The organism is Thioclava sp. ES.031 (assembly GCF_002563775.1).
Classification (GTDB): Bacteria; Pseudomonadota; Alphaproteobacteria; order Rhodobacterales; family Rhodobacteraceae; genus Thioclava.
On sequence record NZ_PDJO01000001.1, the window covers coordinates 169,139 to 182,974 of the forward strand.

A 13,836-nucleotide genomic window follows, 5' to 3' on the forward strand; every position below is an offset into this window, starting at 1 on the left:
GGATCAGGCCTCCAGCTTCACACCGGCAGAGCGCATCTCGCTATGCGCCTCCTGCAGCGAGCCGTCGAGGTCGATCGCCCGGCAGGCGCCTTCGATCACGGTCGCGCGGAAGCCCAGCTTCGCCGCATCCAGCGCCGACCACGCGACGCAGAAATCGGTGGCGAGCCCCACGAAGGTCAGGTCCTCGACGCCCCGGTCGCGCAGGTAGCCCGCAAGCCCGGTCGGCGTCTTGTGGTCGTTCTCGAAGAAGGCTGAATAGCTGTCGACGCCGCGCCGGAACCCCTTGCGGATAATCAGCTGCGCGCGGTCCACGGCCAGATCGGGGTGGAACTCCGCCCCTTTGGAACCTTGCATGCAATGAGCGGGCCAGAGCGTCTGCAGCCCGTATTCCATATGCACCTGCGTGAAGGGGGCGGCCCCCTCGTGCTGGCTCGCGAAAGAGGCGTGATCAGCTGGGTGCCAATCCTGCGTCAGCACCACGGTGTCGAACTCGGTCATCAGCGTGTTCACGCGCGCCACGATCTCGTCGCCCCCCGATACCGCCAGCGCGCCGCCAGGGCAGAAATCGTTTTGCACGTCGATCACGATCAGGGCTTTGGTCATTTTGTCTCTCCCGCAGGGTCTCTCCATGGGTAGGGCGCGGGCCCCACATGGTCAACGGCTCTTGCCTAACGCCCCCGCACGGCGCTAATGCGGGGCCTATGTTCACCGTTGCCGCCCTTTACCATTTCACCCGGTTCGAGTCTCCCGAGGCCCTCAAGGCCCCGCTGGCGAAGATCGCCTGCGCGCATGGCGTGAAAGGCTCGCTCCTGATCGCGCGCGAAGGGATCAACGGCACCATCGCGGGGACCCGTGAAGGGATCGACGCGGTGCTGGCGCATATCCGCAGCTTGCCGGGCTGCGCCGATCTGGAATGGAAGGAAAGCGCGGCGGCCGAGATGCCCTTCGGCAAGATGAAGGTGCGGCTCAAGCGCGAGATCGTCACGATGGGCGAGCCCGATATCGATCCGAAAGCCCGCGTCGGCCATTACGTCGAGCCGCAGGACTGGAACGCGCTGATCTCCTCGCCCGACACGGTCGTGATCGACACCCGCAACGATTACGAGATCGAGATCGGCACTTTCGAGGGCGCCATCGATCCCGGCACGAAATCCTTCCGCGAATTTCCGCAATGGTGGCGCGACAACGCGCATCGCTTCCACAACAAGCGCGTCGCGATGTTCTGCACCGGCGGCATCCGCTGCGAGAAATCGACGAATTTCCTGCTCTCGGAAGGGGTGCCCGAGGTCTATCACCTCAAGGGCGGCATCCTGAAATATCTCGAAGACATGCCCGAAGACGGCTCGCTCTGGCAGGGCGATTGCTTCGTCTTCGATCAGCGCGTGAGCCTGCGCCACGGGCTGAAACAGGGCGATTACGACAGCTGTCACGCCTGTCGCCGCCCGGTCTCTGCGGAAGACAAACGCCATCCCGATTACGAGGAAGGCGTCTCCTGTCACCGCTGCATCGGCGAGTATTCCGATGCCGATCGCGACCGCTTCCGCGAGCGCGAACGTCAGATGCGCCTCGCCGCCGAACGGGGCGAAGCGCATCTCGGACGCGATTAATTATCCGCGCAGACCTGCGTCAGATCGTTGCAGCCTTGCGTGACGGTCGGAGCCCCGGTGGTCGGGAAGTCCAGACGCGGCAGCGAGAAATCCCCGACGCCAGCCGATGCGGCGGTTGCGCCAAACACAGACAGAACAAGGGCGTAAGCGAGACGTTTCATAGCGGTTCTCCATAACTGAACTACTTGGTTCGGAATTGAATATGAACCGTTCGGTTCGGAAATCAAGACTAAATGAACTGATTAGTTCGAAATACTGCCTTGCGCTGGACGCAACTCTGCATATTTTAGAACCGTTCTAAAAAAGAGGGCCTCCCATGCTTCCCGGTTTCGCGTCACGCCGCCGTTTCGACGATCTCACTGAACAGGAAGTGCTTGCGCTCGCGATCTCCTCCGAGGAGGACGACGCACGCATCTATCGCCAATATGCCGAACATCTGCGCGCCGAATATCCGGCTTCCGCGAAGATCTTCGACGAGATGGCAAGAGAGGAAGACGAGCATCGCCGCCTCCTGATCGCCCGGCACACGGACCGCTTCGGCGATGTGATCCCGCTGATCCGCCGCGAACATGTCGCGGGCTTCTACAACCGCAAACCGATCTGGCTCACGAAGAACCTCTCGCTCGACACGATCCGTGGCGAAGCCGAGGCGATGGAGCGCGAGGCGGGCAAGTTCTACACGCTCGCAGCCCAACGCAGCTCCGATGCCAGCACGCGCGAGTTGCTGGGCGATCTCGCCGCGGCCGAACTCGGTCACGAGAAGAAGGCCGAAGAGCTGACCGGCACGCATCTGCCCGAGAGCGAAAAGGAAGAGGAAGACCGTCAGGCCCATCGCCAGTTCATCCTGACCTGGGTGCAGCCGGGTCTCGCCGGGCTGATGGACGGCTCGGTCTCGACCCTCGCGCCGATCTTCGCCACCGCCTTCGCGACCCAAAATCCCTGGACCACCTTCCTCGTGGGTCTCGCGGCCTCGGTCGGCGCGGGCATCTCGATGGGCTTCACCGAAGCCGCCCATGACGACGGCGTGATCTCGGGCCGCGGCTCGCCGATCAAACGCGGCATCGCCTCGGGCGTGATGACCATGCTTGGCGGCTTGGGCCACGCGCTGCCCTACCTGATCCCCGATTTCTGGACCGCAACCACCATCGCGATCATCGTCGTGTTCATCGAGCTCTGGGCCATCGCCTGGATCCAGAACCGCTTCATGGAAACGCCCTTCCTGCGCGCGGCCTTCCAGGTCGTGCTCGGCGGCGCGCTGGTCTTCGCAGCCGGCGTCTTGATCGGCGGCGGCTGACGCTGACTTTCCCTTCGCCCCGCGCGCCAGCGGCACATGCGGGACGCTCCGCGGGGGATATTTGAGCCAAGGCGAAAACAGGCGCTTCGCTTTCGGCTTGGCAAAAATCTCCCCGCCGGAGGCTTCCCGACCCCGCCACGGGCGCGCAGACCTCATTCCATAGCTGGCACTTGCCAAAGGCGCATGCTAGCCCTTGGCCATGCTTGAGATCTTTCTGAAGACCTTGCCGTTTTTCGCCCTGATCGGGCTTGGCTGGTTCGCCGGACAGATCCGCTTTTTCACCGCCGAGGCGACCGCGTGGCTGACGAAATTCGTCTTCTACTTCGCGCTCTCGGCGATGCTGTTCAAATTCTCCGCAAATCTCGATCTGGCCGCGCTTGTCGATCCGCAGTTCATCCTTGCCTATCTGACCGGATCGGGCGCGGTCTGGCTGATCACTTTCGCCGTCGCCAAGGCGCGCAAGCTGCCCACCGCGCTCTCGGCGATGGAGGCGCATACCTCGATGACCGGCAATACCGGCTTCCTCGGCGTGCCGATGCTGGTGGTGCTGCTGGGACCGGCGGCGGTCGGGCCGGTCTTGATGGTGCTGAGCTGCGATCTGATCGTGTTTTCCTCGATCATCACGATCTTCATCACTGCCGCGCGGCACGGGAAGGTCTCGCTCGCGCCGATCGCGCTGGGGCTGGTGAAGAACCCGATGATCGTCTCGATGGTGGCAGGGCTCGCCTGGGCGGGGCTGAAGCTGCCGATGCCGGGCCCGCTGTCGGAATTCGTGACGCTGTTGGGCGCCGCCGCGACGCCCGGCGCGCTGTTCGCCATCGGCGCCTCGCTCGCGGGCAAATCGGCCGAGAAGCCCGCGCCGGCGGTCTGGCTGTCCTTCGGCAAGCTTTTCCTGCACCCGGCCGCGATCGCGATCACTTCGCTTCTGATCTTCGATGTCGATCCCTTCGCTGCAGGCGTGATGATCGCCGCCGCCGCCCTTCCTGTCGCGGGCAATGTCTATATTCTGGCGCAGCATTTCGGGGTGGCACCGCAGCGCGTCTCGGCCGCCATCCTCGTCTCGACCGCCGTCTCGATCCTCACGGTTCCGGCGGTCATCCACTGGGTTCACGGCTAAGGAGGCTTTGATGAAAACGATCTCGGAAAACCGCTGTTTCGGAGGCGTCCAAGGCGTCTATTCGCACGCGTCGAAGGTCAATGATTGCGAAATGACCTTCGGGCTGTTCCTGCCGCGCGAGGCCGAGGACGGTCCGGTGCCGGTGCTCTGGTATCTCTCGGGACTGACCTGCACCCATGAGAACGCGATGACCAAGGCGGGCGCGCAGGCTTTCGCGGCCGAGCACGGGATCGCGCTGGTGTTCCCCGACACCTCGCCGCGCGGCGAGGGCGTGGCCAACCACGAGGATTACGATCTGGGCCAAGGCGCGGGCTTCTATGTCAACGCGACGCAGGACCCGTGGGCGCCGCATTTCCGGATGTGGGATTACATCGCCGAGGAACTGCCGAACGCCATCGACGCCGCGTTCGAGATCGACCCCGAGCGGCAGGCGATCACCGGCCATTCGATGGGCGGGCATGGTGCGCTGACTCTGGCGATGTCGCTGCCCGAGCGTTTCAGGTCCGTCTCGGCCTTCGCGCCGATCGCGAACCCGACGCAAAGCGATTGGGGTCGCAAGCAGTTCAGCGCCTATCTGGGCGACAACGAGGCCGCATGGGCCGCGCATGATGCCACGCTTCTGATGCGCGAACGCGGGTTCGACGGCGAGGTGCTGATCGACCAGGGCGGCTCGGACCAGTTCCTCGATCTCCTGAAGCCCGAGGCGCTGGCCGAAGCGATGGCCGCGCGCCGTCAGCCCGGCACCTTCCGGATTCAGGAAGGTTACGATCACAGCTACTATTTCGTCTCGACCTTCATTCCCGATCACATCGAGTTCCACGCCGAGGCGCTCTGGGCGTGATCTGGGTCGACGCGGATGCCTGCCCGGTGAAGGCCGAGGCCGAGAAGGTCGCGACCCGTCTCGGGGTCAAGCTGATGCTTGTCTCCAATGGCGGGCTGCGGCCGTCGTCCAATCCGCTGGTCGAGATGGTCTATGTCGATCAGGGGCCGGACGTGGCCGATATGTATATCGCCGAGCGGGCGACCGTGGGCGATGTGGTGATCACGAACGACATTCCGCTGGCGGCGAAATGCGTCGAGGCCGGCGCGCGGGTGCTGCGTCCCGATGGCGAGGCGCTGACGCCCGCCAATATCGGTAACGTCCTGGCAACACGGGATTTGATGGCGGATCTGCGCTCTGCCGATCCGTTCCGGCAGGGCGGCGGCAAACCGTTTTCCAAGGCCGACCGGGCACGGTTCTCGGATGCGCTCGACCGGGTCGCGCGGGCGGCAGCAAGAGAGGTTAAGAATGGTTAAGGCAGTTATCTTCGATATCGGTAACGTGCTGATCGAATGGCAGCCGGAGCGGCATTACGACCGGATCATGCCGCGCGAGACCCGCGAGCAGATGTTCGCGGAGGTCGACCTGCACGGGATGAATGACGAGATCGACCGCGGCGCGCCGTTCCGCGAGACGATCTACGCATGGGCCGAGAAATACCCGAGCTGGCGCGATGCGATCCGGCGCTGGCACGACGACTGGATCGAGATGGCAGCCCCCGAGATCCCCCATTCGCTGCGCCTGATGAAATCCTTGCAGGCCAAGGGGATGCCGGTTTTCTCCCTGACGAATTTCGGGATTCAAAGCTACGATTTCGCGGCCACGCATTACCCGTTCCTGCGCGATTTCGACCGGGATTTCATCTCGGGCCATATGGGCGTCACGAAGCCCGATCCGAAGATCTATCAGATGGTCGAGGAGGCGTCGGGGCTGTCCGGCTCGGATCTGATCTTCACCGACGACCGCGCCGACAATATCGCGACGGCGCACACGTTTGGCTGGAAGACGCATCTGTTCGACGGGCCGGAGGGCTGGGCGCGGCGGCTGGTCGAAGAAGGGCTGCTGGAGGAGGCGGAGGCCGCATAAGTTCAACTTATGCAGCCGCCTCGGAAATAAGAAAAACTTATCTCAGGCGCGTTTCGCGACCGCGACGCCCAGAAGCTCGAGCACCTTCGCCTCGATCTGCGGTGCATCCATGCCCGCGGAGTGATACATATCCTCGGGCGAGGCGTGATCGATGAACGTGTCGGGCAGGACCATCGAGCGGAACTTGAACCCGTGATCGAAGACGCCCTGATCCGACAGGTATTGCGCGACATGGCTGCCGAAGCCGCCGATCGCGCCTTCCTCGATGCAGATCAGCGCCTCGTGTCCGGCCACGAGCCGGTCGATCAGATCGGTGTCGAGCGGTTTGACGAAACGTGCATCGGCGACGGTCGGCGCAAGGCCGCGGGCCTGCAGCGCCTCGCGCGCTTTCAGCACTTCGGCGAGACGGGTGCCGTAGGACAGGATTGCGACGCGCGCGCCTTCCGCGATCATCCGGCCCTTGCCGATTTCCAGCGGAACGCCTTCTTCGGGCATGTCGACGCCCATGCCTTCACCGCGCGGATAGCGGAAGGCGATCGGGCCGTCGTCATATGCAGCGGCGGTGGCGACCATATGGACCAGTTCGGCCTCATCGGCGGCGGCCATCACGACCATGCCGGGCAGCGAGGACATGAAGCCCACATCGAACGAGCCCGCATGGGTCGCGCCATCCGCGCCCACCAGACCGGCGCGGTCGATGGCGAAGCGCACGGGCAGGCGCTGGATCGCCACGTCATGCACGATCTGGTCGTAGCCGCGCTGCAGGAAGGTCGAGTAGATCGCGCAGAACGGTTTCATCCCCGAGGCCGCGAGCCCGGCCGAGAAGGTCACGGCGTGCTGCTCGGCGATGCCCACGTCGAAACAGCGGCGCGGATAGACGCCCGCGAATTGCTTGAGCCCCGTGCCGTCGGGCATGGCGGCGGTGATGCCGACGATCTTCTCGTCTTTCGCGGCTTCCTTGATCAGGCTTTCGGCGAAGACCTTGGTGTAGCTCGGCGCGTTGGAGGGCGATTTCTTCTGCTCGCCGGTGCTGAGATCGAATTTCGCGGTGGCATGGCCGCCATCGGGACGGCTCTCGGCGGGGCCGTACCCTTTGCCCTTTTTCGTCAGCGCATGGATCAGAACCGGGCCGGTCGCGCGGGCCTTGAGCGTGCGCAGAAGCGGCAGGAGCTGGTCGAGGTCGTGGCCGTCGACCGGGCCGACATAGGAGAAGCCCAGCTCTTCGAACAGCGTCCCGCCCATGGCGATGCCCTTGAGCATTTCCTTCGCCCGGCGCGCGCCTTCCTGGAACGGAACGGGCAGCAGGCCGACCGCGCCCTTGGCGGCGGATTTCAGGTCCTGCAGCGGAGCTTCGGAGTAAAGCCGGGTGAGGTAGGACGACAGCGCACCGACGGGCGGGGCGATCGACATCTCGTTATCGTTGAGCACGACGAACATGCGTTTGCCCAAGTGGCCCGCGTGGTTCATCGCTTCGAACGCCATGCCGCCCGACATCGCGCCGTCACCGATCACGGCAATCGCGTCGCCGGTCTCGGCGCCCAGCTCGCGGCCCATGGTGAAGCCGGTCGCGGCCGAGATCGAGGTGGAGCTATGGCCCGCGCCGAACGGATCGTAGGGCGACTCGGAACGCTTTGTGAAACCCGACAGCCCGCCCTTGGTGCGCAGCGTGCGGATGCGGTCGCGGCGCCCGGTCAGGATCTTGTGCGGGTAGCACTGGTGGCCGACATCCCAGACGATCTTGTCGCGCGGCGCATCGAACACGGCATGCAGCGCGACCGTCAGCTCGACCACGCCCAGACCCGCGCCCAGATGCCCGCCGGTCTGCGACACGGCCGAGATCGTCTCGGCGCGCAACTCGGTGGCGAGCGTTTTCAGCTCGGGATCGGAAAGGCCTTTCAGATCGGACGGCAGTCGCACCTTGTCGAGGAGCGGCGTGGCCGTTTGGTCGTTCGGGTTATCGCTCATTGGCTGCCCCCTAGGCGCGCTACATCTCGCGGGAGATAACGAAACGCGCAGCGGCCCGCAAGTTTTCCGCTTCCTCGCCGTAAGGCGAAAGCGCGTCGATGGCTTGCTCGATCAGCTCGCCTTCCCGGAGCCGCGCGCCGGCGAGGCCGAGCAGCGAGACGAAGGTGGCTTTTCCGGCCTCGGCATCCTTGCCGACCCGTTTCCCGGCGGCCTTTTCGCAACCCGTCACATCTAGGATGTCATCGTGAATTTGAAAGGCCAGACCGACCGCATCGGCGAAATCGCTCAGGGGGCCCTCGTCCTCGCCCGCGAGGATCGCGCCGGTGCGCGAGGCGAACGAGATCAGCGCCCCGGTCTTGCCCGCCTGCAGCGCGGTGATCTGGCTCAGCGAGAGCGGATCGGTGGCACTTTCCGCCGCGATGTCGAGCGCCTGACCGTGGCCCATGCCAGCCGCGCCGGAGGCTTTCGCAAGCGCGAGGCTGAGCGCGATGCGCCGCTCTGCCGGGCCGAGGACGGGATCGGCGCAAAGCTCGAACGCAAGCGTCTGCAGCACGTCGCCGGTCAGCACGGCGGTCGCTTCGTCCCATTTCACGTGCACTGTCGGCTGGCCGCGGCGCAGATCGTCGTCATCCATGCAGGGCAGGTCGTCGTGCACGAGGCTATAGGCGTGCAGCGCCTCGACCGCGGCGGCGGCGGGCATCACCTGCGCCTCCGGGATGCCGAAGATCGCGGCGCTTTCGATCGCGAGGAAGGCGCGCAGGCGTTTGCCGCCCTGCAGCGCGTAATGCATCGGGGCGCGCAGCGGCCCCTCGGGCTGGCGCGCCACGGCGGCATCGAGCGCGACCTGAACGGTCGTCTGCACCTCTTTCAAGCGGGGGGCGAACATTTACAGACCTTCGGCGGGGGTCGTGCCTTTCGGAGCGCCGTCGGCATTGAGCGTGATTTTCTCCACGCGCGCCTCGGCCTCTTTCAGAAGCTTGGCGCAATGCTCTTTGAGCTTGGCACCGCGCTCGTAGAGTTTGATCGACTCGTCCAGGGGCACGTCGCCATGTTCCAGTTTGCCCACGACTTCCTCGAGAGCCTTCATCGCCTCTTCGAAGCTCAACGCGTCAATATCGCTCATCAATCTGCATTCCCGGTGATATGTCGTCCAATAAGGCTCTGACGCCCGGGTTCCTGCAAACCATATCCGGCTCGCGGAGTCGAGATCACCCCGCGAGACCAGTGCTATCGTGAACGTCTTATCGCCTATTTCTGAAGCGACTCGAGATAGGTCGCGAGTGAAAGGACGCGCCCGCGGGTGGCCAGAACGTCGGTGTAATATGGCGCACCATGCCCGCCCTGTTCCATGAACACATCGCCGAAGACCGGCATCGGCCCGCCATGCGCCCGCACGCCCGTACGTCCGTCGATGATGTGGATCGCCTTGAGCATCGGGAACTCGCCGTCATTGGCGGCGGCAAGGCCGGTCAGATCGGCGGGTTTCACGTTCAGATATTCGGCCATCGGCCCGGTGCCCGTGCCATCGTCGCCATGACAACTGGCGCAATACTGGCCGTAGAGAGCTTTGCCGACATCGCCGTCCTGAGCGATGGCCGGGGTCGCGGCGAGACAGGCCGCAGCGATGATATAAGTGAAGCGCATGGTGTCCTCCCAAACAAGTTGACGCTTGGGAAGGTTGAGCGCGAAATAGGACCGAGTCGATGATCGACGTCAATGACGAAGGGCGCTCCTTTTTGCTAAGGAACGCCCCACGAAAAGGGCCATCTCTGTTCGAGATGGCCCTCCGAGATCTACGGAGATGGTCCGGTTAGGGTCCGAAGGAACCAGCCGTCCCAGTCAGGGTTTTTTGCCCTAGGGTTTGCCCTCAGGCCACGGCCCCCCTCACTGTCCCGACACCTCTCTCCACTATCACTCTAGACACTGGACCACCTCCTTTCATGCGTTGCCGTTATCCACAGCGTGCCACAGATTTTGTGTGTGGCAAGAAAAATTACGCAATCCTTGGAGAAAGTTTCGTAACAAGTGCCTTGAAAGGCAGCAGCGCGATCAAAGTCAGGGCAAGTTTGACAAGCCAGTCTGCGGTGGCCAGCGACACCCAGAGCGGCACCGTCGGTCCGACGCCCAACAGGGGCAGGGACTCATTGGCCCAGGCCACGTCATTCGACGGCTCGAGGAAGGTCAGCGCGGCCGAGAAGGCGATCGAGAAGAAGATCAGCGTATCGAGCGATGCACCGATCAGGGTCGAGACCGCAGGCGCGCGCCACCAGACGCCATTGCGCAGCTTGTCGAAGACGAAGATGTCGGTCATCTGCGCCACGAGGAAGGCCGCGCCGGAGCCGAGCGCGATGCGCAGCGTGACGGCCGGATAGGTGTAGCCGTCGCCCTGCAGCATGATCTGGCTGCCGATGAGCGAGCAGATCACGCCCACGACGAAACCGGCGGCGACCACGCGGCGCGCGGCACCCGGGCCGTAGACGCGGTTCATCACGTCATTGACGAGGAAGGCGAAGGGGTAGGTGAAGGCGCCCCAGGTCAGCCAGTCGCCGACGAGGAACTGCACCAGGATGTTCGAGGCCACGACGATGATGGCCATGGCAATGATGCCAGGAATATAGCGGGTCATGATGTTCAACCGTTTTTACATGGTAGCGGAGACATGGCCCGGAACCCTCCGGGCAAGGGCGCGCGATACGCGCTCGAACGCGTTGCGTCAATCCTTTTTGGCGGTGCGGCGTGTGCCGGGCAGGACGTATTCGACGATTTCGGTGCGCTGCAGAAACCGGAAATTGTCGTCGGAAATCATCGTCAGGCGGATCGCGCCGCTGTCGTCGCGCCAGACCGCGAGGCCTTCGAGATTGTCGTGACGCCCGGCGCCGGTTTCCAGAAGAACCTCGCCGCCCGAGATCGAGTCGCCGTTGATGTCGAAGACCTGAACGCGCGAGCGGAAGCCCAGAAGCCCCCAGAAGTCGCGCTCCAGCAGGTAGAAGCGGCCATCGGGGCCGAAATCCGCGCCGACCGGCAGCCAGTTATCGGAGCGCGGGATGGCGAAGGGCTGATCCCATTTGCCGTCGCGATAGCGCCAGACCGGGTAGGGCCTGTCTTTCGCACCCGAGCGTTCGGGCATCGTGTAGAGCGTGCCCTGATCGTCGATCGCCAGCGTCTCGAGCGAGGAATTGTTCTGCATCTTCGAGAAAGCATCCGGACGCGGCAGCAATTCGGCCGGACCGCCGTCGGTCGGGAAATGCGACACCCGCGCCAGACCCTCGAAGGAGATATAGACCGAGCCGTCCGGCGCCAGCGCCAGCCCCTCGCTGTCGCCTTGATGCCGGTTCAGCACGCGCCCCTTGGAACTGTGCAGCCAGTTCGGCCCGTCGGTGATCTCGACGTCGCTGATCCGACCCTGCGCGTCACGATCCAGCTGCCCGCGCCAGATCGTCGTGCGGTCCGACTGGGTGACGAAATCGCGCCCGTCCGGCCCCAGCTCAAGCCCTGAGAACCCGCCGAAGACGCTCACGCCCGGCATGGTCCAGTGAAAGCTTTGCAGGAATTGCGCGCGGGGATGCGGCCCGGCGGGCGCGAGCCCTCCGAGAATGGCCAGTCCCGCACCTGCAATCAGCGCGAGGTAAGAACGGCGCGGCATTGGGAGGGGAGGTCCGACATCACATAGGTTTTCGCGTTTTTCTTCGGCGGCCCTTTCGGCTTGGGCTTGGCCGCGGTCTTCGGCGGGTTGAGATAATCGGTCACCCACCAGTTCAGCGTCTCGTCACAGCCATCGCCTCCCTTCGACAGCTGCGCCACAGTCGGCTTCTGCGTCTCGCAATAGCGCGCCCCGGGCGGGCATTTCAGGCGGACGTGGAAATGGGTGTTGTGACCATACATCGGACGGATCTTCTGTAGCCATGCGCGATCGTTGCGCGGCACCGTGTTGCACATCGCGATTTTCACGGCGGCGGCCACGAAGATGCGGTCGACGCGCGGATCGGCGGCGGCGTGGCGCATCAGCGCGAGATGCTGCGGCGTCCAGTTGGAATTGGTGTGGCGCTGGTCGCGGGTGCGCACCGAGATCGAGGAGATTTTCTCCCGCTGGGCGCGGCTGAGATGCAGGTTCGTCGCGGGCAGCATCCAGATATCGGCGTCGAGCCCGATCTGGTGGCTGGCATGGCCGCCGGTCATCGGACCGCCGCGCGGCTGGGAAATGTCGCCGATATAGAGACCGTTCCAGCCCGGCAGCGAGGCCGCGTAGCGCGACAGGTCCTGCAGGTAGGTCAGCATCGCGGGCTGGCCCCAGTTGCGATTGCGCGACAGCCGCATCGCCTGCCAGGTCGGCCCGGTCTCGGGCATGCGCTGGAGGCCCGCGGCGCAGCCGCGCGAGTAAAACCCGATGGCCGAAGGCGCCTGCGCCGAAGCGTTCGCCTTGGAGCCGAAAAGTTGGCGGGCGAGCGGTTCGGAAAATCCGGGTGTGGCGAAAAGGCTGAAAGAAAGAGCGGCGACGAGGAATTTCGCGATCATGATGAGGGGGGTCCTTCGGGCGCAGGGTCTCCGTGACTTCTCACGAATCCTAGCAGGACCAGGCCCAAAAGCAAAAGAACGATGATCGGCGTGATGCCCGTCGACTGATTTCCGCTTATCTGCGTCGTGATCCCGATCGCGAGCGGGGCGATGAAGGCCGTGGCCTTGCCCGAAAGCGCGTAGAGGCCAAAATGCTCGGTGATCTTTTCGGGGTCGGCCTGACGCACCATCATCGTGCGCGAGGCCGATTGCAGCGCGCCGCCGCAGGCCCCGATCATCCCGCCCAGCACCATGAAAGCGATGTCGGGCAGTTTGCTGTCGGGGGTGACGGCCATGCCGAAGACGCTTTCGCGCGAGATCATCACGATGCCGATCACCACAAGCGTCAGCACGACCAGCGAGGTGATGATCACCGTGCGCGGCCCCCAGCGGTCATCGGCCTTGCCGCCGAGCCATGCGAAGGTCGCCCCGGTGATCGTGCCGAGGATGCCGAACAGACCGATCAGCGTGATCGACCAGTTCAACACGCCCGCCGCATAGAGCCCGCCGAAAGTGTAGATGCCGTTGAGCGCGTCGCGGTAGAACATCGAGCTGAGCAGGAACGAGGTCAGCGAGCGCCGGCGCGGCAGCGCCTTCAGCGTCGCGCGCAGTTCGGGCCAAGCGCCGCGCAGCGCCGTGCCGATGGGCAGCGCGTCGGGTTTGCGCGGCTCGCGCACCCAGAGGAAGAAGGGGATCATGAAGACCGCATACCAGATCGCGGTGAGCGGCCCGACCGCGCGGGTATCCTCGCGCGTGGCGACGTCGAGGCCGAAGAGCGGGTCGATCCCCAGCATCGTCTTGCCGGTCGTCGGGCTCGCCTGCAGCAGCAGAAGCATGATGAACAGCGTGATCATCCCGCCGATATAGCCGAATGCCCAGCCAGAGCCGGAGATGCGCCCGATCTCTTCGCGAGGACCGAGGTCAGGCAGGATCGCATTGGTGAAGGTGGTCGCGAATTCCATGCCGATCATGCCGATGGCGAAGCTGATCATGATCGCCATCAGCTTGAAATCGCCCGGCACCGCATACCACAGGCCCCAGGCGCCCAGCACATACATCACCGAGAAGACCCAGATGAACGGCATTCGCCGTCCCGAGCGGTCCGCGACCGCGCCGAGGAAGGGCGAGCCGAGCGCGATCAGGATCCCGGCGATGCCGACGCCGTAGCCCCAGACGGTCTGCGCCGCCGTGCCCGAGCCCATCAGGTCTTTCACGAAGGGGGCGAAGATGAAGGTGACCAGCAGCGTGTTATAGGGTTGGCTCGCCCAGTCGAAGAACCACCAGCCCCAGATGCGTTTCTTCGCCGTGATCATGTCGCCCTCTCCCCGCCGCGCTAGTAATTGCGGCGATCAAGCCCGAAAAGCGACGGTCTGGCAAGGGTTTCGACGGTTTAGAC

16 protein-coding genes are annotated in these 13,836 nt (G+C 64.5%); 6 read left to right on the forward strand and 10 right to left on the reverse strand.

From position 1 onward, the window contains the following. Positions 1-3: 3 nt before the first annotated feature. On the reverse strand, positions 4-603 hold the full coding sequence (pncA, locus tag AXZ77_RS00885; RefSeq protein WP_098409676.1) for a bifunctional nicotinamidase/pyrazinamidase: 600 nt from the start codon (positions 601-603) through the stop codon (positions 4-6). 98 nt (positions 604-701) lie between these two features. Between pncA and AXZ77_RS00890 the strand changes: the two genes are divergently transcribed. Next, on the forward strand, positions 702-1,607 hold the full coding sequence (locus AXZ77_RS00890) for a rhodanese-related sulfurtransferase (protein ID WP_098409677.1): 906 nt from the start codon (positions 702-704) through the stop codon (positions 1,605-1,607). Here the strand turns inward: AXZ77_RS00890 and AXZ77_RS19440 are convergent. Beyond that, positions 1,604-1,768, reverse strand: coding sequence for a hypothetical protein (locus AXZ77_RS19440; protein WP_157771528.1), 165 nt, complete (start codon positions 1,766-1,768; stop codon positions 1,604-1,606). The genes AXZ77_RS00890 and AXZ77_RS19440 overlap by 4 nt on opposite strands. A gap of 155 nt (positions 1,769-1,923) precedes the next feature. On the opposite strand from AXZ77_RS19440, the gene mbfA reads away from it, so the two are divergent. From mbfA to AXZ77_RS00915, 5 genes are all read left to right on the forward strand, one after another. Then, positions 1,924-2,901, forward strand: coding sequence for an iron exporter MbfA (mbfA, locus tag AXZ77_RS00895; RefSeq protein ID WP_098409678.1), 978 nt, complete (start codon positions 1,924-1,926; stop codon positions 2,899-2,901). Between the two features lie 199 nt (positions 2,902-3,100). Continuing rightward, positions 3,101-4,018 carry an AEC family transporter gene (locus AXZ77_RS00900; protein ID WP_083076389.1) on the forward strand — a complete coding sequence of 306 codons (918 nt, stop codon included), beginning with the start codon at positions 3,101-3,103 and terminating at the stop codon, positions 4,016-4,018. Between the two features lie 10 nt (positions 4,019-4,028). Then, positions 4,029-4,859, forward strand: coding sequence for an S-formylglutathione hydrolase (fghA, locus tag AXZ77_RS00905; protein WP_098409679.1), 831 nt, complete (start codon positions 4,029-4,031; stop codon positions 4,857-4,859). Then, positions 4,856-5,314 carry a YaiI/YqxD family protein gene (locus AXZ77_RS00910; protein WP_098409680.1) on the forward strand — a complete coding sequence of 153 codons (459 nt, stop codon included), beginning with the start codon at positions 4,856-4,858 and terminating at the stop codon, positions 5,312-5,314. The genes fghA and AXZ77_RS00910 overlap by 4 nt, the downstream gene beginning before the upstream one ends. Next, positions 5,307-5,924, forward strand: coding sequence for an HAD family phosphatase (locus AXZ77_RS00915; RefSeq protein ID WP_098409681.1), 618 nt, complete (start codon positions 5,307-5,309; stop codon positions 5,922-5,924). Before AXZ77_RS00910 ends, AXZ77_RS00915 begins: the two co-directional genes overlap by 8 nt. 42 nt (positions 5,925-5,966) lie before the next feature. Here AXZ77_RS00915 and dxs read toward each other — a convergent pair whose 3' ends face one another. The 8 genes from dxs to AXZ77_RS00955 all read right to left on the reverse strand — a co-directional run bounded on the left by dxs (position 5,967) and on the right by AXZ77_RS00955 (position 13,753). Beyond that, positions 5,967-7,889 (reverse strand): 1-deoxy-D-xylulose-5-phosphate synthase, encoded by a 1,923-nt coding sequence (dxs, locus tag AXZ77_RS00920; protein WP_098409682.1) that lies wholly within the window; start codon positions 7,887-7,889, stop codon positions 5,967-5,969. A 19-nt stretch (positions 7,890-7,908) separates the two neighbouring features. Beyond that, the gene (locus AXZ77_RS00925) at positions 7,909-8,775 is read right to left on the reverse strand and encodes a polyprenyl synthetase family protein (RefSeq protein ID WP_098409683.1); all 867 of its coding nucleotides are present in this window, start codon (positions 8,773-8,775) and stop codon (positions 7,909-7,911) included. Further along, on the reverse strand, positions 8,776-9,012 hold the full coding sequence (locus tag AXZ77_RS00930) for an exodeoxyribonuclease VII small subunit (protein ID WP_078522293.1): 237 nt from the start codon (positions 9,010-9,012) through the stop codon (positions 8,776-8,778). It lies immediately after the preceding gene. Between the two features lie 125 nt (positions 9,013-9,137). Continuing rightward, a complete protein-coding gene (locus AXZ77_RS00935) occupies positions 9,138-9,533 on the reverse strand; it encodes a c-type cytochrome (RefSeq protein ID WP_098409684.1) in 396 nt (131 codons plus the stop codon). A gap of 349 nt (positions 9,534-9,882) precedes the next feature. Beyond that, entirely contained in the window at positions 9,883-10,515 is a 633-nt protein-coding gene (locus tag AXZ77_RS00940; RefSeq protein WP_098409685.1) for a queuosine precursor transporter, read from the reverse strand. An 87-nt stretch (positions 10,516-10,602) separates the two neighbouring features. After that, positions 10,603-11,532, reverse strand: coding sequence for an esterase-like activity of phytase family protein (locus tag AXZ77_RS00945; protein WP_098409686.1), 930 nt, complete (start codon positions 11,530-11,532; stop codon positions 10,603-10,605). Beyond that, positions 11,505-12,401 carry a penicillin-insensitive murein endopeptidase gene (gene mepA / locus AXZ77_RS00950; RefSeq protein ID WP_098409687.1) on the reverse strand — a complete coding sequence of 299 codons (897 nt, stop codon included), beginning with the start codon at positions 12,399-12,401 and terminating at the stop codon, positions 11,505-11,507. The genes AXZ77_RS00945 and mepA overlap by 28 nt, the downstream gene beginning before the upstream one ends. After that, positions 12,398-13,753 carry an MFS transporter gene (locus AXZ77_RS00955; protein WP_098409688.1) on the reverse strand — a complete coding sequence of 452 codons (1,356 nt, stop codon included), beginning with the start codon at positions 13,751-13,753 and terminating at the stop codon, positions 12,398-12,400. Before AXZ77_RS00955 ends, mepA begins: the two co-directional genes overlap by 4 nt. Positions 13,754-13,836: the final 83 nt, after the last annotated feature.